19 protein-coding genes are annotated in these 17844 nt (G+C 57.3%); 5 read left to right on the top strand and 14 right to left on the bottom strand.

The genetic code is table 11. The annotated features are described in order from the left end of the window. Window positions 1-72 precede the first annotated feature (72 nt). The 9 genes from GSQ75_RS07290 to GSQ75_RS07250 form a co-directional block, all read right to left on the bottom strand. Complete coding sequence (locus GSQ75_RS07290) at window positions 73-711, bottom strand: NAD(P)H-dependent oxidoreductase (protein ID WP_158753786.1); 639 nt, start codon at window positions 709-711, stop codon at window positions 73-75. 312 nt (window positions 712-1023) lie between these two features. Then, window positions 1024-2034 carry a type I glyceraldehyde-3-phosphate dehydrogenase gene (gap, locus tag GSQ75_RS07285; protein ID WP_158753785.1) on the bottom strand — a complete coding sequence of 337 codons (1011 nt, stop codon included), beginning with the start codon at window positions 2032-2034 and terminating at the stop codon, window positions 1024-1026. A 72-nt stretch (window positions 2035-2106) separates the two neighbouring features. Continuing rightward, on the bottom strand, window positions 2107-3093 hold the full coding sequence (locus GSQ75_RS07280; protein ID WP_158753784.1) for a DJ-1/PfpI family protein: 987 nt from the start codon (window positions 3091-3093) through the stop codon (window positions 2107-2109). Between the two features lie 485 nt (window positions 3094-3578). Next, window positions 3579-4202 carry a class I SAM-dependent methyltransferase gene (locus GSQ75_RS07275; protein ID WP_158753783.1) on the bottom strand — a complete coding sequence of 208 codons (624 nt, stop codon included), beginning with the start codon at window positions 4200-4202 and terminating at the stop codon, window positions 3579-3581. An 11-nt stretch (window positions 4203-4213) separates the two neighbouring features. After that, window positions 4214-4912 carry a TetR/AcrR family transcriptional regulator gene (locus GSQ75_RS07270; RefSeq protein ID WP_158753782.1) on the bottom strand — a complete coding sequence of 233 codons (699 nt, stop codon included), beginning with the start codon at window positions 4910-4912 and terminating at the stop codon, window positions 4214-4216. Further along, window positions 4909-5256 carry a hypothetical protein gene (locus GSQ75_RS07265; protein ID WP_158753781.1) on the bottom strand — a complete coding sequence of 116 codons (348 nt, stop codon included), beginning with the start codon at window positions 5254-5256 and terminating at the stop codon, window positions 4909-4911. The genes GSQ75_RS07270 and GSQ75_RS07265 overlap by 4 nt, the downstream gene beginning before the upstream one ends. A gap of 313 nt (window positions 5257-5569) precedes the next feature. Beyond that, window positions 5570-5974, bottom strand: a complete 405-nt coding sequence (locus tag GSQ75_RS07260) for a hypothetical protein (protein WP_158753780.1) — start codon at window positions 5972-5974, stop codon at window positions 5570-5572. Window positions 5975-6611: 637 nt separating this feature from the next. Then, complete coding sequence (locus GSQ75_RS19020; RefSeq protein WP_216840627.1) at window positions 6612-6761, bottom strand: group II intron maturase-specific domain-containing protein; 150 nt, start codon at window positions 6759-6761, stop codon at window positions 6612-6614. 124 nt (window positions 6762-6885) lie between these two features. After that, window positions 6886-7404, bottom strand: a complete 519-nt coding sequence (locus tag GSQ75_RS07250; RefSeq protein WP_158753779.1) for a MarR family winged helix-turn-helix transcriptional regulator — start codon at window positions 7402-7404, stop codon at window positions 6886-6888. A 94-nt stretch (window positions 7405-7498) separates the two neighbouring features. Between GSQ75_RS07250 and GSQ75_RS07245 the strand changes: the two genes are divergently transcribed. The 4 genes from GSQ75_RS07245 (at window position 7499) to GSQ75_RS07230 (ending at window position 11549) form a co-directional block, all read left to right on the top strand. Beyond that, window positions 7499-8893 carry a CocE/NonD family hydrolase gene (locus tag GSQ75_RS07245; protein WP_216840626.1) on the top strand — a complete coding sequence of 465 codons (1395 nt, stop codon included), beginning with the start codon at window positions 7499-7501 and terminating at the stop codon, window positions 8891-8893. Between the two features lie 68 nt (window positions 8894-8961). Beyond that, window positions 8962-9504, top strand: a complete 543-nt coding sequence (locus GSQ75_RS07240) for a GNAT family N-acetyltransferase (protein WP_158753778.1) — start codon at window positions 8962-8964, stop codon at window positions 9502-9504. Window positions 9505-9712: 208 nt separating this feature from the next. Further along, window positions 9713-10510: a prolyl oligopeptidase family serine peptidase gene (locus GSQ75_RS07235; protein WP_158753777.1), complete on the top strand. Its 798-nt coding sequence runs from the start codon at window positions 9713-9715 to the stop codon at window positions 10508-10510. 292 nt (window positions 10511-10802) lie between these two features. Next, window positions 10803-11549, top strand: coding sequence for a hypothetical protein (locus tag GSQ75_RS07230; RefSeq protein ID WP_158753776.1), 747 nt, complete (start codon window positions 10803-10805; stop codon window positions 11547-11549). 418 nt (window positions 11550-11967) lie between these two features. On the opposite strand, the gene GSQ75_RS07225 is transcribed toward GSQ75_RS07230, so the two are convergent. After that, window positions 11968-12999, bottom strand: coding sequence for an IS110 family transposase (locus tag GSQ75_RS07225; RefSeq protein WP_158753775.1), 1032 nt, complete (start codon window positions 12997-12999; stop codon window positions 11968-11970). 247 nt (window positions 13000-13246) lie between these two features. Then, window positions 13247-13633, bottom strand: coding sequence for a MarR family transcriptional regulator (locus GSQ75_RS07220; RefSeq protein ID WP_158753774.1), 387 nt, complete (start codon window positions 13631-13633; stop codon window positions 13247-13249). 297 nt (window positions 13634-13930) lie between these two features. Between GSQ75_RS07220 and GSQ75_RS07215 the strand changes: the two genes are divergently transcribed. After that, window positions 13931-15145 (top strand): patatin-like phospholipase family protein, encoded by a 1215-nt coding sequence (locus tag GSQ75_RS07215; protein WP_216840625.1) that lies wholly within the window; start codon window positions 13931-13933, stop codon window positions 15143-15145. Window positions 15146-15762: 617 nt separating this feature from the next. Here the strand turns inward: GSQ75_RS07215 and GSQ75_RS07210 are convergent. The 3 genes from GSQ75_RS07210 to GSQ75_RS07200 are packed head-to-tail and all read right to left on the bottom strand — an operon-like array spanning window position 15763 to window position 17671. Then, window positions 15763-16179, bottom strand: a complete 417-nt coding sequence (locus tag GSQ75_RS07210; protein ID WP_158753773.1) for a cupin domain-containing protein — start codon at window positions 16177-16179, stop codon at window positions 15763-15765. Then, complete coding sequence (locus GSQ75_RS07205; RefSeq protein WP_158753772.1) at window positions 16176-17087, bottom strand: haloalkane dehalogenase; 912 nt, start codon at window positions 17085-17087, stop codon at window positions 16176-16178. Before GSQ75_RS07205 ends, GSQ75_RS07210 begins: the two co-directional genes overlap by 4 nt. Beyond that, on the bottom strand, window positions 17084-17671 hold the full coding sequence (locus GSQ75_RS07200; protein ID WP_158753771.1) for a TetR/AcrR family transcriptional regulator: 588 nt from the start codon (window positions 17669-17671) through the stop codon (window positions 17084-17086). Before GSQ75_RS07200 ends, GSQ75_RS07205 begins: the two co-directional genes overlap by 4 nt. Window positions 17672-17844 lie beyond the last annotated feature (173 nt).

Below are 17844 nucleotides of genomic sequence, written 5' to 3'. Positions count from 1 at the left end.
ATCAGTTCGTCTTTTCTATTTTGCATGTAACGAACGTTACATGAAACGTTCGTTACATGTCAAGAATGCGTATCAATCGGTGCTCTTTGAAGTCTCGCTCAACGGCACCAAAGCTTGAATACTTGTCCGACCACGTTCAAGGGCTGCCAGTCGATCAATTGCTATCCCCTCAGCAAGCACCAACTCCGGAACAGAAATTCCAATGAGGGAAAGAGCCGAACGCGCATACGACTCGGCATGCTCCATCGCACTCGAAAATACGGTCGCACCGTAAAAGCCTCCGCGAGTTATTACCAGGATGACCCGTTTGGCTCCCGCCAATCCTTTTGGTCCGCCAGAGGTGTAGGCGAAGGTACTGCCAGGTATAAGGATCGCGTCGAACCAGGACTTCAATTGAGCCGGGATTCCGAAGTTGTACATGGGAACTCCCAAGACAATCGCATCTGCAGACAAGAACTCACTCAGCGCTCTCTCCGTCACACTTCGCGTCGACCTCTCCTCCTCCGAAAGCATGTCGGACGCGACGGCAGATGGATGCGAACTAGGCATTGTCCTGAAATTCATGTACGGAATATGGTCAGTTATCAGGTCGCGATAGACGATCGTCACCGAAGGATCCTGACCTTTGAGCCGTTCCACAATCTCAGTACAGAGGAGACGGCTTATGGAGTCGGATGGCGAGATTCCAGAATCGATATGCAATATGTTCATTCGTTTTCTCGCAAGTTCGCAAATCCCCTGAATTCAGCCATTTGTTCCCACTGCAGCCGTTCTGGGGGAGACGCAAGCCATGTCGGTAAGGCGCGGTGGCAAAGTTGTCGCCACCCAGTCTCGCTTTGCAAGGACATCCGGAGCTAGACAAATCAGTCCTGTCTATTCATGGCGATGGTGGGACGAGCGAACCGATCAATTCCTGATATTGGATCTCCTTCAGAAGTAATTTCTTCCCAAATAAGACGCCAGAAATATCTGACACGTTAATGATCTCCGACACGAGCTTGATAGCGTTTGTGAGTTTGGTTGTCACAATCTCCGCTTTTCCATAAGAAGCGCCAGATCAATGAGGCGGTTAGAAAAGCCCCATTCGTTGTCGTACCACGCGAGGATCTTGACCAGCCTGCCACCCATAACCAAGGTGGAAAGCCCATCAACAATGGACGAACGCGGATCGCCTCGATAGTCGCTCGATACCAGGGGCTCTTCGCTGTATCCGAGAATGCCTTCGAGGGGGCCAGATTCCGCGGCCTTGCGAAAGGCGGCATTTACCTCAGCCACTGTCACTTCGCGCTTCAAAGTAACCGTCAAGTCGACGATGGAAACCAAGGGGGCCGGAACACGCAGGGAATATCCAGTCAGGCGTCCATCCAGTTCCGGGATGACCTTGCCGAGCGCTTTGGCGGCTCCGCTGGGATAGGGGATGATCGAAAGGGCTGCGGCCCGGGCTCCACGCAAATCCTTTTCCGGTTGGTCGAGCAGGACTTGGCTATTGGTATAGGCGTGGGTGGTGTTCATCAAGCCATACTCGATGCCGAAAGCTCGGTGGAGCACCAGGGCCGCGGGCGCAAGGCCGTTTGTGGTGCAGCTTCCGTTGCTGACGACCGTGTGGCGCCCCGGATCGTATTGGTCGTGGTTGACTCCCATTACCACCGTGATGTCGTCGTTCTTTCCCGGCGCGGAGATGATGACTCGCTTAGCTCCACCGTTCGTAATGTGCACCTCGGCCTTGGCCTTGTCGGTGAAGAAACCGGTGGCCTCGATCACGATGTCTGCGCCAACGCTCTTCCATGAGATCGATCCTGGATCTCTTTCTGAAAAAACACGGATGGGCGTGCCCTCGATCACCAATTGGTTTTCACCTGCGTCGACTTTGGCTGGCAAAGTACCCAAGAGCGAATCGTGTTTTAAGAGATGGGCCAGGGTCTTGCTGTCCGTCAAATCGTTGATCGCTACAACCTGGAAATTGCTTCGACCCAGCGCGGCGCGCAAAACATTCCGACCGATCCTTCCGAATCCGTTAATACCTACTTTGACCATGTGCAACCCTTTATTCCCCGATCATCTCCAATCTACCCGCGACGAAGGAGTGGCGCACACGACAATTAACGATCAATTTGCGCCAACATGCAGGGAACAAAAGCGTTCGCGGTACTCCGTAGGGGTGAGCTGCAGGTTCCTTTCGAAAATACGCCGCAGGTTGAGGCTATTGCCGAATCCGACGGCCACTGCGACCTGCTCGAGCCCTTCTGTGCCCTGTTCCAGGCGCTGTCTGGCTGCATCCAGGCGTGCTTCTTCCACAAACTTCGCTGGAGGAGTGTCTGTCTCGCGGGTGAACACGCGTGTGAAGTTGCGCGGGCTCATGGCAACCCGGTCCGCCAGTTTCTCGACTGACAGATCACGGGCGAGGTTCTCGAGGATCCAGGACTGGAGATCGCGGATCGGACCTGGTCTCCTGGCTTGGTTCAGGAGATAGCGGCTGAATTGGGACTGTCCACCTGGTCTGCGCAGGAACATGACGAGGTCTTGCGCAACATCGCGGGCCAGGGTGAAGCCGTGGTCGTCTTCGACGAGGGCCAAGGTGAGATCGAAGCCCGAACTGACCCCTGCAGAGGTCCAAACCTTTCCGTCCTGGACATAGATCGGCCCTCTTTCAACTTTCACTTTGGGGAAGCGGGATTGCAAGGTGTCCAGCAACCGCCAATGCGTGGTGGCTTGGCGCCCATCGAGCAAGCTAGCTTGGGCAAGCAGTAAGGCTCCTGCGCAGACTGAAACGACACGCCGTGCCTTGGAAGCTGCGCGGCGAACCCACTCCACAACGCATGCGTTTTCCTCTTCGGACAAGCCCTTTCCCGTGATCATGATCGTGTCGCGCTGAAGTTCGGGATCGAGATCCGAGAGACGATGGTCCGCCAAGAGGTTCAATCCCGACTGCCCATGCACCACGCGATGGGGCTGAGTGGTGGCAATCGTCACTTCGTAGGATTGCTTGCGCGAATCCGCCGACTTCAGGCGGTTGGCATGCATCAGGATGTCCGCGATCCCCGCCGCTTCGAACAACATGCCCCCCTCGGGGACGATGATCAGGAACGTATGCATGTCTTTAATAATACAAAATAAACAAAATAGGACAACCCCGATCCGCAACCCCTAGGAAAGTGGTCATAGGTGACGCCGACTCAGCCAAGGTTGGGTTCGAGGGTTCGAGTCCCTTCGCCCGCTCCAAATTTCATGCAAGGAAATTAGAGCGTTATGGCAGAGTCGCCATAAAACGGCTCTTCGCTTTTGCTGCTTACATTTCATGATCCAAAAAAATGTAAGCACCATGTAAGCAGTTCAGAGAAGGTCGCCGCGATCTGGGCTACACCGATCACCGGCAATCGCGAGCTTCAGCTGCGGCTTTCTGCGGAAGGCGGGGGAACTGCGTGATAATCGTGAAGTATCCGAAGCAAACGTAGCAACTCTCGCCTGTTCGCTGGAGCCAATGGCGCCAACGCACGATCCTCCGCCTCTGCTAGGCCATCGTCAGCCGAAGCAGCGAGATAGCCTAGATCACCGATGTTCATCGTGCGCTACGCTCCCAGTTACGTTTGTGAACGCATATAACGACTAAGCTCGATTCCCTGTCCGACCGGCAGAAGAATCGAATCGATGTCGGCCTTCGTTCGAATATGCCGCCGGTAGTCGTCGGCTTCCGGCGACTTAGGCATGATCATGTTGTCCGCTGCGACAAATGCTCCAGCGGCGAGCTTCGGGAACAGAATATCGAAAATCCCGATGTAAGCGTGGGTCTGCAGATCCAACAACACAAAGTCAACTTCCGCATCGAGCGTTTGCACTATCGCATGGGCGTTCCCCAGCTCGAATTTCACGTGCTCATCGATTCCGGCACGTCGGAGCATTGTCCTGGCGTAGTCTTGCTTCTCTGCGCTGATGTCGCAGGACACTACGGTTCCACCGACCGCTCGCGCCGCCTCAGCCAAATATATTGTCGAATGCCCGTAGGATGTGCCGAGTTCGAGAATGCGACGAGGGCGCGCCTCTTTGATCAGAATATTGAGGAACAGGCCGGCTTCTGGACCGATTGACATCAAGAATTCTTCTGAGCGCTGATGGACCTTTTTCCAACCCAGTGTAGAGAAGAGCTCAAACTCGCGTTTTCTGCGTTCGTCATATTCTGCCAGAACGGATTCAACGGCATGGTCCATTGCGTCTACTCCTATTGCTTATTCCGAGGTCGCGATTGGCGCGCCGATACGTTCGTCGGCGCTTTGTGGTCGGCTCCGACAACTCGTGGGGAAAGACCGGAGAGGGCGGTGTTCACTAGCCGCTCAATGAAATTCTTTGGGAGGCGGTCTCCCGCCCGCATCGCGAGAAGTCGATGAAGAACTGGCGTGACTAGTAGATTGTGGGCGATCTCCAAATCGAGGTCTGCCCGAAGTTCCCCGCTGGTCTGACCTCGGCGCAATAAGTCCGTCAGCACTTTCCGCCGCGGCTCCACGACGACCTCGCGATAGCGACGCATAAATTCGGGGTTGCGGACGCCTTCAATCAGACGTGCGATATAGATTCGCGCGTGAAAGAGTTGGCGGACGCCGGCTTTGGGGTCCGCGATCGTTGTGAGCAGGAGCGCCAGATCCTCTCGAACGGATCGGCCGCGAAAATCTGGCATCGCGACGATCGTCGAATCAAAAGTTTCAAGGAAAAGGGCATCCATGTTCGGCCATCGCCGATAAATCGTTGCTTTGCCCACTCCGGCGCGTGCGGCAACGGCTTCGATTGACAGTTTTTCCAGGCTCTCTCCCTCGGCAATGAGGACGATCACCGCTTCCAGGATGGCGCGATGCGTTGCTTCGCTGCGCGGACGCCCGCGGCTAGCCGGTTTTTCAGCAAGACGAGAAACGTGCGTCGAATTCATGCCATGGCCTCCGTAGGTGCCGTGGCAACCGATGAGGCTGATGAGTTTCGAGGTAGCCATATTAGTGCTACCAGCGCCCCGATGAATGCCACCAGCGCTGAGCCGATCGCGCCGAGATGCAGTGCTTGCACATGGGCGTCTTTTGCCGCAGCAGCGGGCGCATTGTTTGCCGTAGCTGTTGCGTAAGAGAGGGTCTGCTGGATCGAGCCAGAAATCGATTCGCGAGCGCTTGGCACAAAGTTGTGAAGTTCCTGAGCGAGGTACGAGTTGTAGACGAGCGCCATGCCTGAACCGATGGCGGCGACGCCAAGCGCACCGCCAATCTGGCGCGTAAGGGATGTCACTGCGGAAGCCGCCCCGCTTTTCCCTTCCGGTACTGAAGTGATGCAGAGCTGGTAACGGCAGGGCTGATCGCTGCCATCGCGAACCCGATTACCGCGAGATCCAACAATGGAAGAAACACGGGACTATCCACTCGGTTAGTGGCCATCATAAGCAAGGCCACTCCCAAGCCAGCAAGCGCCGAAGCACAGGCCGCATTTGCGCCGAGCTTCCGGACAAATTCGCGGCTCAGCACAGCAGCGAGCATTTGGGCGACCGAGTCCCAGCGGGGATGATCTAAGAAGAGGCCTCCAAGCAGCAGCCCGAGCGCCATACCTACCATGGCTTATCCACCATCAGATAAACGATGCCGGCGACTGTTCCACATATCATCCATAGAGCCGGCTTCACGAAGGGGGCCTCGCCGAGGTTTCGCTCCGTAGCGACGAGGTTTTGAAGGCTTCGTTTTACTCCGACGTACAGCACTCCCAGAATAAGCAACAAGATCAGCGACAGTCGCATCCACCACGTGTCTAGGAACACACCCCGAGTCAGAGCCAACAGAACGCCGCCAGTCAGCAGCATGATCAGAAGGCTCCATCGAATCGGGCGAAGGAGGCTGAGAAGCGTGCTCGCGCCGCCTGGGTTCTTTCGCGCGAGGACTGCAAGCGCACCTACCTGGCCGATGCCCAGTACAGCCGCAATAACGTGAAGGGCGACGATGAGGGGATAAGCACTCATCGAACTACGACCTATCCCGACATAGGTCGTCGTAAGTGGAGGCCGGAAACATCATAAGGTTTTTTGCTCATTTACGAAACGAGGTATTCTCGTATCATAAGTAGCCGAACGAGATAGAGAACGCAAGTGTCTCGTATATGGAAGACCGGCACTACCATCCGACGTTTATCCCGCCGCGCGCCGCTCTCCACGGCTCTGTTTGCATGACGAATTCACTCTGACGCACCTCCAAAGATTGCCTTCGATCTAGCGTCCGCGTATCCACCAGCCGCAAGGACGATTGCTTCTTCATGTGATACCTCCAGAATCGGGGAGGGAGCCGGAATCCTCCGGCCCCCTCCCACACCACCGTGCGTGCTGTTCCGCATGCGGCGGTTCACGAGTGACACTGAAGATACCGGCGGTTGTCGAGTATCGAGACCAATCGCAACCGGTCGAAGAATGCTTTAGGGAACGCTTGATTCATGTGGCGGGCACCGCTGTTCCATCGCGGGCCGTGCCCGTTGTGGCCCGAGTGCCAAGCCCGCGCCTCCGCCAGCGCTCGCTTGCGCAGCATCACGGTACGCCGCTGACGCGTCTTGGGCTGTCGCCATAGTAGGCAACGCAGCCGACGCCACAGCCATCCGTCGAGGTCCTTTCACACTATCTTGCTGTCGCTGAGCTTGAAGTAGCCGATCCATCCATGAAGTACCGGATTGAGCGTCTCGATGGTATTCCAACCGCGGAACGGCAGCCACATGGCCGCCGCCAGATCGACTGACCAGTCGTCGTCAGCGAAACAGATCATGGTCGGCGGCAGCTCTGACCATAGGAGCCGACCGGCAGAGATCGATCGAAGCGGACGGTCGCGAACGTCCGCTGTCGGAAAGGCGGGCTAAAGCAAAAACGTACCAGCACACTTGCGTTGCTTATCAATCTGTCGGTGCCTGGGAAAAATTCCGCAAGCGGTCCGCGAACGACTCGCGCCGGCAGGCCTGCTCCATTCGCCACAACGCACCAAAAAGCCCGGAAGCGGCTTCGTCCATCAATGCTTGCGACGTTTCGCCCATGCAGACCAGGGCCTTGCGGAGGTGCCGGATCTCGCTGACCCCCTTGGCGGTAAGCGCGACAACCGTTCGCCGCCGGTCGCTCTTGTCGACGCGGGTTTTGATGAATCCTTGAACCTGAAGCTGCTTGATCCAGTTGATGACCAGCGGGTGCGATTGACGCAGCAGCCTGGAGATTTCGGTAACACCCAGCGGCCCGTGTTCGTCCAGGGCCAACAACGTGGACGTGGTGCGCGGCGGCGCGGTTACCCCAACCTCGGGAGACCAGGCGTCGGCGCCACGAACGAGTTCGTCCGAAATCCGCCTGAGCAGATGCGCAAGATATGCCGGACCTTGCCTATGGATGAAGTCTTCGTCGATGCCTTCCTCTTCAATCGCCCGCATTCTTTGCTCCTTGGACCTGCACGATACGCTCACGCTTGAATGTCATAAGTACTTATGTAAGAGTTTACATACTTTCAGCCTGCGAGGTATTCCGATGCAATTTCTGTCGTTGACCGCTGTCGCCAGAGTGATGCTCCGCGCGCCATTCGTATTTGCCGCCATGTTTTTGGCCACGACGACCACTCCTGCCGCAGCATCGCCGCAAAGCCGCACCGGCGATTGTCCTGTTGGTATCTATCAAATGGGCGGCGGCAGCAAGCTAGATGTCGGCGTGGGCGATGGCGATCATATGCGCTGGTACATGGAAGACGGCACCACGGGCTTGCTCGCCCGTGACGCAAAGGGTGCATGGACCAGCACGCAGGGCTGGACGGGGCGCCCGGACGGCAAGCGCGTTTTGTTCGACTGCGACGAACACACGATCAACTTCACCGGTGACTCGGGCAAGCGAATCCCGCTTGAGGTGACGAACGTTACCTTCCAGGGCGCCGGCGTGCAGCTTGCCGGACGACTGGTGATGCCGCAAGGCGCCGCGCGCGTACCGATCGTGGTGCTGGTGCACGGTTCGGAAAACACTTCCGCGCTGGACTCCTATTCGCTCCAAAGACAGCTTCCAGCTGATGGTATCGGCGTGTTCGTGTATGACAAGCGAGGCACTGGCAAGTCAGGAGGGGTGTACACACAAAACTACCTATTGTTGGTCGATGATGCGATTGCCGCGATGAACGAGGCAAAACGGCTCGCGGGCGATCGCGCCGGACGCGTCGGGTACCAGGGCGGCAGCCAGGCCGGCTGGGTGATCCCGCTCGCCGCGAAGATCGAGCCCGTGGATTTCGCGATCGTCGGATTCGGCTTGGCAGTATCACCGCTCGACGAGGATCGCGAAGCTGTTGCATTCGACCTGACCAGCCGTGGCTACGGGCCGGACGTGGTGGCGAAGGCGACGGAAATCTCCGATGCAGTCGCTGCAATCATCGTCAGCGGTTTCCGGAAAGGATACGACCAGCTTGCCACCGTCCGGGCGAGGTACAGCAAGGAACCGTGGTTCAAATACGTGCACGGGGATGTCACGTTCTTTTTCCTCGAAACGACTGAAGCCAAGCTTCGCGAGGAAGGTCCCGTATTACTAGCCGGCGTCCCGGCGAATTACGACGCCATGCCGGTGCTGCGCAATCTCGACACGCCGCAATTATGGATACTGGCTACGGACGACTACGACGCGCCGAGTGCTGAAACGGAACGGCGCTTGCGTGCATTGCAGGTCAAAGGCAAGCCGATCACGGTCGCGGTGTTTCCGCGCACCGAACACGGCATCTACGAGTACGAAACCACCGCCGACGGCGAGCGCCTCGACACGCGCAATCCGGAAGGCTATTTCGTGATGATGCGCGACTTCATCCTGCACGGACGTCTTGAAGCTGGACGCTACGGCACCAGCACGATCTACCGCCCGGCAACGGCATCCTCGGATGCGGACGCGCGCCATTGATGTCTCATATGGGGATGATCGTTGGCGCGGATTGTATTCATCACACAACAATAAAGTGAGGTAACAGCATGACCGAACCCATCCGCTATTTTCGGCCAGATCGAACGCACTTTGCATCACTACGCACGATGGCGCGTGCAGTGTTTGCGGATACGTTTGGCCATCTTTACGAGCCAGCGCCATTCTCAAGCTTTCTGGAGAAAACTTACGGTCTTGAAGGGACGATGGAGCGGGATCTTGCGGATTCTTCTATACGTTGGCTGGTCGCGGCTAGCGCTGAGGATATCCTCGGCTACGCCAAGCTTTCACAACTCAAGGCCCCGGCGCCTGCCCCGCAGTCAGGCGCCATGGAGCTTCAACAAATCTACGTCCTTCACGGCTGGCATGGACGGGGCCTCGCCGATCGCCTCATGGCTTGGGCGCTCGACGAGGCGCGCAGAGAGCATGCGCCCGAAATCTATCTGACGGTCTTCGATCACAACCAGAGAGCCAAAGGCTTCTATACGCGTTACGGCTTCGTCGAGGTGGGGCGCTGCACCTTCACATTAGGCGACCGCATCGACGATGACCGTGTGTGGAGAAAGGGGTTGCTTGGATCACTGACCCGGTGATCGTGCCACAGAAAGCCTCCCGAAGAATTGAAGACAGATGACGATCACAGAGAACAGATGGCGATGGCTATCGTTCGGATTCGCGCTATTGCTCGGTGCGGGCGTTGGCTCTTCGGTCGCGCGCCCCGCTTTGCCATCGCCGGCAAGTAGCGGGGTCGACTTCGGGTCCGCGTTTCGTTGCGCCCGCGCGACTTCAGCAGGCACTCTTGTGGTCGAGACCAAGCTGGCCGGGGTGCCGGCGATTTTGCGGATACCTGCCCATGCGAGTCGAGCACCGATTGTTCTGTGGCACGGTTTTGGTCCGCCAGCCGACGAGCGATCACTGATGGACGCGTTGCCGATGGATGACGTGCCAGCGATCAAGGTTTATCTGGGGCTGCCTCTGTTCGGTACGCGTGCGCCACCGGGTGGCAATCAGGAGCTGGGTCGCAGGCAGGCTGCGGACTTTGCGATGCTGTTGTTTAAGCCCGCGGTGGAAGACGCGGCTGAAGAATTGCCGCGCGTGATTACCGAGTTGCAGCGGCGTGGTTGCATGCTGCCCGGTCAACGCATTGGCCTGTTTGGATATTCCGCTGGCGGTTCGGCGGCGCTGATCGCGTTGATCCAGGGCAAGGTCACTGTGGGGACTGTCATGCTGGTCAATGCTTCCACTGGCTTGAACACTTCCGTCCAGGCACTGGAGCGGCTGACGAAACAGCCCTATCACTGGACAGCGGCCTCAGGCGTGCTTGCCGAGCGGACCGATGCCGTGCGCCACGCCGCCGAGATCGCGCGGGGCAATCAACCACCCGCGTTGCTGATCGTGCAAGGCTCAAGCGATACCGTGCTGACGCCAAAGCCGGCAATCGAATTGCACGACGTGTTGCAACCCTATTTCCTTAGGCAAGCCGATGCTCCACGGCTGAAACTTGTGCTGATTAAAGGCATGGCTCACGGTTGGGTGGACGATAGTCAAGCGGCGGACAAAGTGCGTCGTCTGACGCGCGATTGGTTCGACGGTGAATAGCGTTGCGATGGATCGTCTGAACAAGTGACCAAAATTTGTCCTTCCCGATGCACACGATAGGGATTCGGATATGGATTCTTTCGATCGTCCAGAAAATGTAGGGATCACCCGCCGCAGGTGCGCCAACGCACCCTTTGAGCCGCCCGGAGTTCCTGGCCCAGGAAGCTTTGATCGGAGCAGTGGTCGCCTCTGGTCTGCCTCTGAAACTCTGCTGCGATATTGCAGTTCGAATCAACCAAAGCTTCGGCATTGAAGAGAAAAGATTATGCGGATATTTAGTCTTGCTACCCTATTGCTTGCGTTGTTCTGCGTATTTGCCCCCTGGGTCGCATTCGCCCAAAACCCGCCCGCGGATTTCGGCTCGAACGCCACTCGGCTTAAAACTGGACTTTTTACCTACCAAGATCGAAACCATGACGGCGGTTCTGTCGTCGGTAGCTCGCAAATCCTGATAAGGCAACTGGATAACGAAAGCGGTTACGAATTTTCGAACCTCGCCACTTTCGCATCAGGTTTTCAGGGTTTTCACAGCCAGCGATGGACTACCGTGGCGTCCACGCGATTTCAGCCCAAATCCGCGGCTCTCTCTTTCGTCAACGGAAATGAGGCAGCACCTGTCTTCGACATTACTTATCGAGCAGGCAGAGCAAAAGGGTTTGTAGTGTCAAGGTCATCGAACGAAGCCTCGAAGAAGGTCTACGTAAACGATCCCATCCCAGCGGATACCGTTGATCAGCGCATCGATTGGGCAACAGTGACCGCCAACGACCTGGAAGTGGGCCGCCATTTCGAATTCAACGTATATGACCCGAAAAGTGGCGTCAGCCATGTCCAGGCGGATGTGGGGGCCCTATCCGATGTTCACGTTCCCGCCGGCGACTTTGTGTCCTACGCCATCGACTACCGCATTCACAAAGCAAATGGCGTCGAGCATTTTAGGGTTTTCGCAAGCAAGGAAAGCCCTCGCTTCATGGTTCGGGAAGAGTTTCCCAATGGGGTAGTCACTAATCTTGTACGAATCGGAAATGCAGCCCAATAGAATTGACACCATGGGTGGCAAGCGACGGGCCAATGATCTCCTCTGATTGAAATCATGGCTTGCGGGCCTTGCAGCTCGAGCGGTCCGTCGGGAAGCTGGAAATGTCCGCTTCCGGCCCGAAGTTGCCATTGAGGGGAGTCGTGGGAACGTCCGTATATGGACTCCTCCCCATTGCAAGCCCCCTTTGCTCTGGCGCCCCGTGCCGACTGCACACGTATATCCGGTCTCTAACCGCGGCATCGTTGGGATGCTGGACCATGATGGGCTATTCGCGCGCCGGCTCCCATTCGCTTTTTCGTGCTTTTCGCACCTGGACGTTAGAGGGTTTTGCCGACGCCGGTTCGACCGGTTTGCCATCGCTCAGGTTGCTTCGCAATCGTGGATTGAGGGTTAATTTGTTGAGTTGGTGCGTAGTATTTCAGGCCGCCGCCCGCTCCGGTTGATAGTCGGTGTCATGCCGCAGCATCGCCCAGGCCATGCGTGCGGTCTTATTGGCCAGTGCTATCGCCGCGACGTTGTAATGGGATCGCTCGGCCAGACGAGCCGCCCACTGACTGAGTCGATCCTCTTTGGATTTGGCGGTACGTAGCGTCGAGCGCGCGCCGTGCACGAGCAACGTTCGCAGATACGAATCGCCACGCTTGCTGATGCCGAGCAAGCGATTCTTGCCACCGGAGCTGTGTTGACGTGGGGTCAGGCCAAGCGACGCGGACAGCTGGCGGCCATTAGCGAACTGGCTGGCATCACCAACCGTCGCCACCAGGGCAGTGGCCGTGATCGGGCCAACGCCCCGTAGCTGTTGCAGCCGTACCGCCGCCGGCTCGCTTGGCGCGATCGCCGCGATCTCGCTATCCAGTTCGGCAACACGCGCATCGAGTGTACGAAGATCGCTCCGCACGCCGTCGAGCAAGCGACGGAAACGTGCGGTCAAGCCGTTGTCACCATCCTCCAGCCAGCACGGTATCGCGCGACGAAGGGCCAGCAATTCTTTGGGCGCAACTAATCCGTACTCCGACACCAACCCACGGATCTGATTGCCCTTCGCGGTGCGCTGCTCGATCAATCCGGCACGAATGCGATGGGTCGCCTGGATGTCCTGTTGCTCGACCGTCTTCACGCTGACAAAGCGCATGCTTGGTCGGCTCATCGCCTCGCAAATCGCTTCGGCATCATTGGCATCGTTCTTGTTGCTCTTGACGTAGGGCTTCACGAACTGTGGCGCGATCAGTTTCACTCGATAACCGCGTGCCTGCAGTTGCCGCGCCCAGTGATGCGCGCCGCCGCAACTTTCCATGCCGATCTCGCAGTCCGGCTCGATCTTCTCGAGCACCTTTTGCAGCCAGCGATCTCGCGACAAACGCTGCCGCCAGATCGGCTTCTCGTGGCGATCCACGCCGTGGATTTGGAACACGTTCTTGGCCAAGTCGACCCCAATGCGCATAAGCTTCATGTGTGGACTCCTTCTCACTGGTGACTGCGGTTCGCACCTTCAGTCTGGCACTCCAAGATGCCGAGGGTGAGGAGGACTCCATCCCATTGCTTTGCAGCAGTGAAAGGCGCCCGATCTGTCATCCCCGATCAAGCAGGCTCGGCACCCGCGCCCGCCACGGATGCGACCTCGGCTTTTGCGCCCCTGGCCCCGGTGATGGCCGACGTGGATCGGCTGACCAAACGGGATTGCCGGCATGACTCGAGCTTCAGCCACGGTTTTCTGCGGAAGGCGGCGGAACCGCGTGATAGTCGTGAAGTATCCGAAGCAAACGTAGCAACTCTCGCCTATCTGCCGGAGCCAATGGCGTCAAGGCACGACCCTCCGCCTCTGCGAGGCCTACCTTCAGGCGCTCGAAGCGAGCTTCGCCCGTCTCTGTCATCTCAACGATATTTTGGCGGCGGTCGTCGGGATCTGAAACGCGCGTGACTATTCCTTCTGCTTCGAGCGCATTGACAACCGCGTTCATATCGCTGCGGTCTATGTTCGTCCGCCGACAGAGTTCGGCTTGCGAGACGGCACCAAACGTATCGAGCGTAGCAAGCACGGCTAGCTGGTAACGATGAGCTCCCTCCACAGCCAGGGCTTCGTTCACGACTCTACCGACCAGGATGGCCGTCTGATTCAACAGTCGAGACGCCAGATTACGCCATAGAGGTGCTTGGCCTGCATGTCTAGTGATGTCCATCGCGTCCCAGAAAAAGTTTGGTGATGCCTGCGATTTGCCATTGGCGACACGGGCAACTCGTGTTAGATTGTTGGTGACGCCAACGATATGGCAGGAATGTAACGCCTTCCAAGCGGTTCGTCGATTCCTGCGCCACACGGGGCGCCGGCTGGGCGACAGCTTGTGTCCCAATCGGTTTCTAAGCAAGCGAAGTGAGAACTACTCATGGCGAGAGTGCATGTTTTAAGAGGCCAGGACCGCGTGTTCGGCTTCACGCTCGATGAGCAGGGAACGAACCTGCCGCGGCAATATGGCCCTTGGATCACCTTCAAGACGATAGAACTGCATCACGACGAACCCTATCAAGGCGTCGATGTGAGTGCTTGCTTGGACGACATCAGCAAGCATGGATTTCACTTGACCGCTGCGCATAAGCGCATCACGCACCTTGCGCTGGAAAGTGAACAGGCGGCTCACAAAAACGTTGCTCTGGTTCTCGGTGGTGGCGGGGCTGCCGGAAATGCGTGGCAGATCGGTATCATCGCCGGCCTGGCCGAAGCTGGTTTCGATATGACAGAGGCCGCCGATCTGGTGATCGGTACCTCGTCCGGCGCCACCGTGGCTGCGCACGTGCGCAGCGGCATTCCGCCGGCCGAACTGTTGGCCGCGGTGCTGTCTCCGCCGGTTCAACCGGTCGGACAGACCCGGGACCGGCCGCCGTCCTCGCCTCCGTCCTTGCCGATGGCCACGGTATTAGAGCGGATGAGGGCCATCGGCGCCGCCGCCACCTCGGCAGCTGATCTACGACTTGCGATGGGCGCGTTCGGCTTGGAAAGCGACTCCACACTCGGCCCCGCGGCAGCGGGACAGCGACGCGCATTGGTCGCCTCCAGGCTGCCTCGTCTTGAATGGCCGGACAGGCCGATGATTGTGGTTGCCGTCGACGCGCATACCGGAGAGTTGGCTGCGTTCGACCGCTACTCCGGCGTCGACTTGGTGGATGCGGTCACCGCGGCCACCGCGTTGCCCGGTATGGCCCCCACGCACAGCATCAACGGCACTCGCTACATAAACGGTGGCGTGCGTTCCGCCGACAACGCCGACCTTGCCTCAGGCTACGCGAATGTTGTGGTGCTCACGCCGTTCAGCGAACGAAACGGGCCACTACCGCCGGGTCAGTTCGAGGGCTTGCGTAGATGTCCGGAATGGGGCAATGACCTGGCAAGCCAAGTCGAGGCCCTGCGCAAGCAGGGCAGCCACGTCGAAGTGATCACACCGGACCCAGAGTCCCGAGCCGCCATGGGCACGAACCAGATGGATCCGGCGACCCGCATTCCTGCCTCCCGTGCCGGTTTCGCCCAAGGCAAGCTGGAAGCGACCCGCCTGGCAACAACTCAATCCAGCGGAAACACTACGCGTGCCGCTGATTTCAAGCGTTAGGCTGCATGCATAGTACTGACGAGTTTAGGTGACGGGGTAGAACCCCCCATCTCAAGACGTTGTTGGAAACAGGTCACGCGCTCCCGCGTGAGTAATCCAATTCATTCGCAATGCAGCCTTGAGGCGATGGCAATCGTTACTCAGCACGCTCGCGCTTCTGTATGTGCAAACGAAGGACTGGTTTCATGAGACTAGTTAGACTGAGAGCACCTGATGGCTTAGAAAATTTGGTGCTGGCTGAGGAAGATCGTCCAGAGCCGAGACGTGGGAACTGCTCGTTGAGGTCATGGCCAGTTCGTTGAACTTTCATGACGATATGGTGGCGCAGGGGAAAAATACCGTGTGCGGACGGCCGTGAGGGAATGAGAAATCTCAAGGCACCGGTGACGCTCGTCTTCGGGCATTTCGATCCGGGATTCTTTATAGCTGGCAGATCCGGGACGTGCACCCCAACTCAAGCCTTATCGTCGTCGAAGACGCAGGTCACTACCCTTGGCTGGAAGATCTTGCAAAAAACTGCCGTAATCTTGAAAGCGACAGCCGCCGAAATGCCATAAAATTCATCCCCTTGCCAGAGCGATGAAGCTTGATGAGGGGCTATGCCGCGCTTTTGAGAGTTAACGCGGAGGCAGAAACTTGATCAAGACCTGGTCTTTCGCTCCCGCTAGATAGTAGGCGATCAGAACAGCCGGCTCAGTCGAGGATCCGTTGTCATATCGCTCGATGGTCGTATTCGCCGGCTCATAGATCACCTGTCCGGCGGTATAGCGCTTCTGAATTTGGCCTTCTATCTTAACTAGGAAAACCCCCGACTCGACATAGCCGACTACCGGGACAGGATGCATATGTCGTCCGGTGATCTGTCCGGGTTTGAAGTCAAGACGAGTGATCTGTACATGATCGACTGTCTTGCTCGGTGAGACCTCGGCGGTGAGTATCGGCGTTCGCTTGATCTCTGGAGCCGTTTGGGACCTAGCCAAAGCAGTACCTCCAAGAATTGATGCCGCACATAGAAAAATTAGATTTCGGTTCATGACAACCTCACTTTCTGCTTTGGGCTGGAATCAATGCTCAAATCGATGAGCCACTCTTTGATATTGGAACCAATGACATCCGGATGGTCCTCCTGCAGATAGTGAAGGCCAGAGCTGAGCTGTACCACTCTGCAGTTCTTGAGCCTCTTTGCAAAGCTCTCGGCGAAGGCTGGTGAAATGAGAGCGCCTGGATTTCCCACAAAGAGCAGCTTCGGGTAAGACGACTCTGCCAGAGCGTCGTGCGCTTTCTCGATGATTGAATATACATCCGCCGGCTTTCCCTCGATCGGCAATTCATTAGGGAATCGCCAGGTGGGCCGCCGCGATTTAGGAGTTGGGAAAGGTGCTCTGTAAACAGACATCTCCTCTTCCGTCAGCTTCCGAACGGTCGCCGCAGGAAGTACTTCTTCGACAAACGCGTTGCCTTCAAGGATCATCTCCTCGCCTACACTAGGAGTCCTGAATTTCTGGAAGGTTTCAATCTGATCTGGGTGGAAGTCGTTCCAGGTAGGCATCGGCCGGATGAACTCCATGAAAGCTAGTCCGCGAATGAAATCGGGCCGACGGGCTGCTAGATCGAATGCCAGTCCGGATCCCCAGTCTTGGGCGACCACGAACGCCGAGGTGATTCCTGCCTGTTCGAGGAACCCATCGAGGTACTGCACGTGATCGGAGAACCGGTACTCGATGTCGGGTTTTCCCGATTGTCCAAACCCGATTAGATCCGGGGCGATGCAATGCGCCACCGGCGCGACCATCGGAAGAATCTTCCGCCATATGTAGGATGACGTAGGGTTCCCGTGTAGAAAGAGAACCACCGGGGCTTCGCTGTCCCCCGCCTCACGGTACGCCATCGTGGAATTCAGAACATTGATATGGGGCAGGGCAATATCAGAATGGATTGTCATTTCTGCTCTTTGAATACGGTTTGGAAGATGATTTTTCGGAACCGTTCGAGCGGGGCAGGGCCGCGCTCCACCTTCATGCGAAGAATTGCCCCCTCCCATGAAGAAAGGAGGAATTCGGCGAGATCTGTGGGGTCAAAGGTTGAATCGATTTCGCCGATGGCCTGAGCCTCAGCAATGCACAAAGCAAACGGCGCGCGCCACTCTTTAAAGATTGCTTCTAGCCTTTGGTGCAAAGGTTTGCTCTGCAAGACGGTCTCAAGGCTGAAGTCACCAATCAGACAACCTCGATTCCACTTCTCGTCTGCCAGGACGCCACTGATGATTTCCAGATAACGCTCTAGACGCTTCCGGGGAGTAAGAGACTTGTCGCCCAGAGCCTCTCGAACATGCCCTTGAAGGTTGGCAAAGTAGCGGTCTAAAACTTCTCTGGCAAATTGCTCTTTGGAGCGAAAGTGATTCGTAAACGAACCGTGAGGAGCGCCCGCCGCGCTGCAAATATCGCGCACCGTGGCCCCCACATATCCAGACCGGAACATCACTTTTACGCCGGCGTTGAGGATGTTTTCACGTAGAGAAGGTTGCATTAGGGTACAATACGTACGAGCGTATTGACTTGTCAAGCGTTATCAGTTGAAGCCTGAAATTCGCGGCGAAGAATGTCGTTCTTCCATCACACGGAAGACTGTCAACATTTCAAGGCTAATGACCATTACTCAACGTCGGCGGAGTCGCTTTTGTTGGTCGCCTGTTGTGCCTA

Source organism: Dyella sp. S184, from assembly GCF_009766065.1.
In the GTDB taxonomy this organism is placed as follows: Bacteria; Pseudomonadota; Gammaproteobacteria; order Xanthomonadales; family Rhodanobacteraceae; genus Rhodanobacter.
Note: the sequence above shows the minus strand (reverse complement) of the source record. Positions and strands in the feature narration are given on the sequence as shown.

What these genes read in the sequence shown, in the direction of transcription:
- GSQ75_RS07290 (WP_158753786.1), bottom strand. Translation starts at nt 711, where the DNA reads ATGAACATATTGCATATCGATTCTGGAATCTCGCCATCCGACTCCATA.
- gap (WP_158753785.1), bottom strand. Translation starts at nt 2,034, where the DNA reads ATGGTCAAAGTAGGTATTAACGGATTCGGAAGGATCGGTCGGAATGTT.
- GSQ75_RS07280 (WP_158753784.1), bottom strand. Translation starts at nt 3,093, where the DNA reads ATGCATACGTTCCTGATCATCGTCCCCGAGGGGGGCATGTTGTTCGAA.
- GSQ75_RS07275 (WP_158753783.1), bottom strand. Translation starts at nt 4,202, where the DNA reads ATGGACCATGCCGTTGAATCCGTTCTGGCAGAATATGACGAACGCAGA.
- GSQ75_RS07270 (WP_158753782.1), bottom strand. Translation starts at nt 4,912, where the DNA reads ATGAATTCGACGCACGTTTCTCGTCTTGCTGAAAAACCGGCTAGCCGC.
- GSQ75_RS07260 (WP_158753780.1), bottom strand. Translation starts at nt 5,974, where the DNA reads ATGAGTGCTTATCCCCTCATCGTCGCCCTTCACGTTATTGCGGCTGTA.
- GSQ75_RS19020 (WP_216840627.1), bottom strand. Translation starts at nt 6,761, where the DNA reads ATGATCTGTTTCGCTGACGACGACTGGTCAGTCGATCTGGCGGCGGCC.
- GSQ75_RS07250 (WP_158753779.1), bottom strand. Translation starts at nt 7,404, where the DNA reads ATGCGGGCGATTGAAGAGGAAGGCATCGACGAAGACTTCATCCATAGG.
- GSQ75_RS07245 (WP_216840626.1), top strand. Translation starts at nt 7,499, where the DNA reads ATGCAATTTCTGTCGTTGACCGCTGTCGCCAGAGTGATGCTCCGCGCG.
- GSQ75_RS07240 (WP_158753778.1), top strand. Translation starts at nt 8,962, where the DNA reads ATGACCGAACCCATCCGCTATTTTCGGCCAGATCGAACGCACTTTGCA.
- GSQ75_RS07225 (WP_158753775.1), bottom strand. Translation starts at nt 12,999, where the DNA reads ATGAAGCTTATGCGCATTGGGGTCGACTTGGCCAAGAACGTGTTCCAA.
- GSQ75_RS07215 (WP_216840625.1), top strand. Translation starts at nt 13,931, where the DNA reads ATGGCGAGAGTGCATGTTTTAAGAGGCCAGGACCGCGTGTTCGGCTTC.
- GSQ75_RS07210 (WP_158753773.1), bottom strand. Translation starts at nt 16,179, where the DNA reads ATGAACCGAAATCTAATTTTTCTATGTGCGGCATCAATTCTTGGAGGT.
- GSQ75_RS07205 (WP_158753772.1), bottom strand. Translation starts at nt 17,087, where the DNA reads ATGACAATCCATTCTGATATTGCCCTGCCCCATATCAATGTTCTGAAT.
- GSQ75_RS07200 (WP_158753771.1), bottom strand. Translation starts at nt 17,671, where the DNA reads ATGCAACCTTCTCTACGTGAAAACATCCTCAACGCCGGCGTAAAAGTG.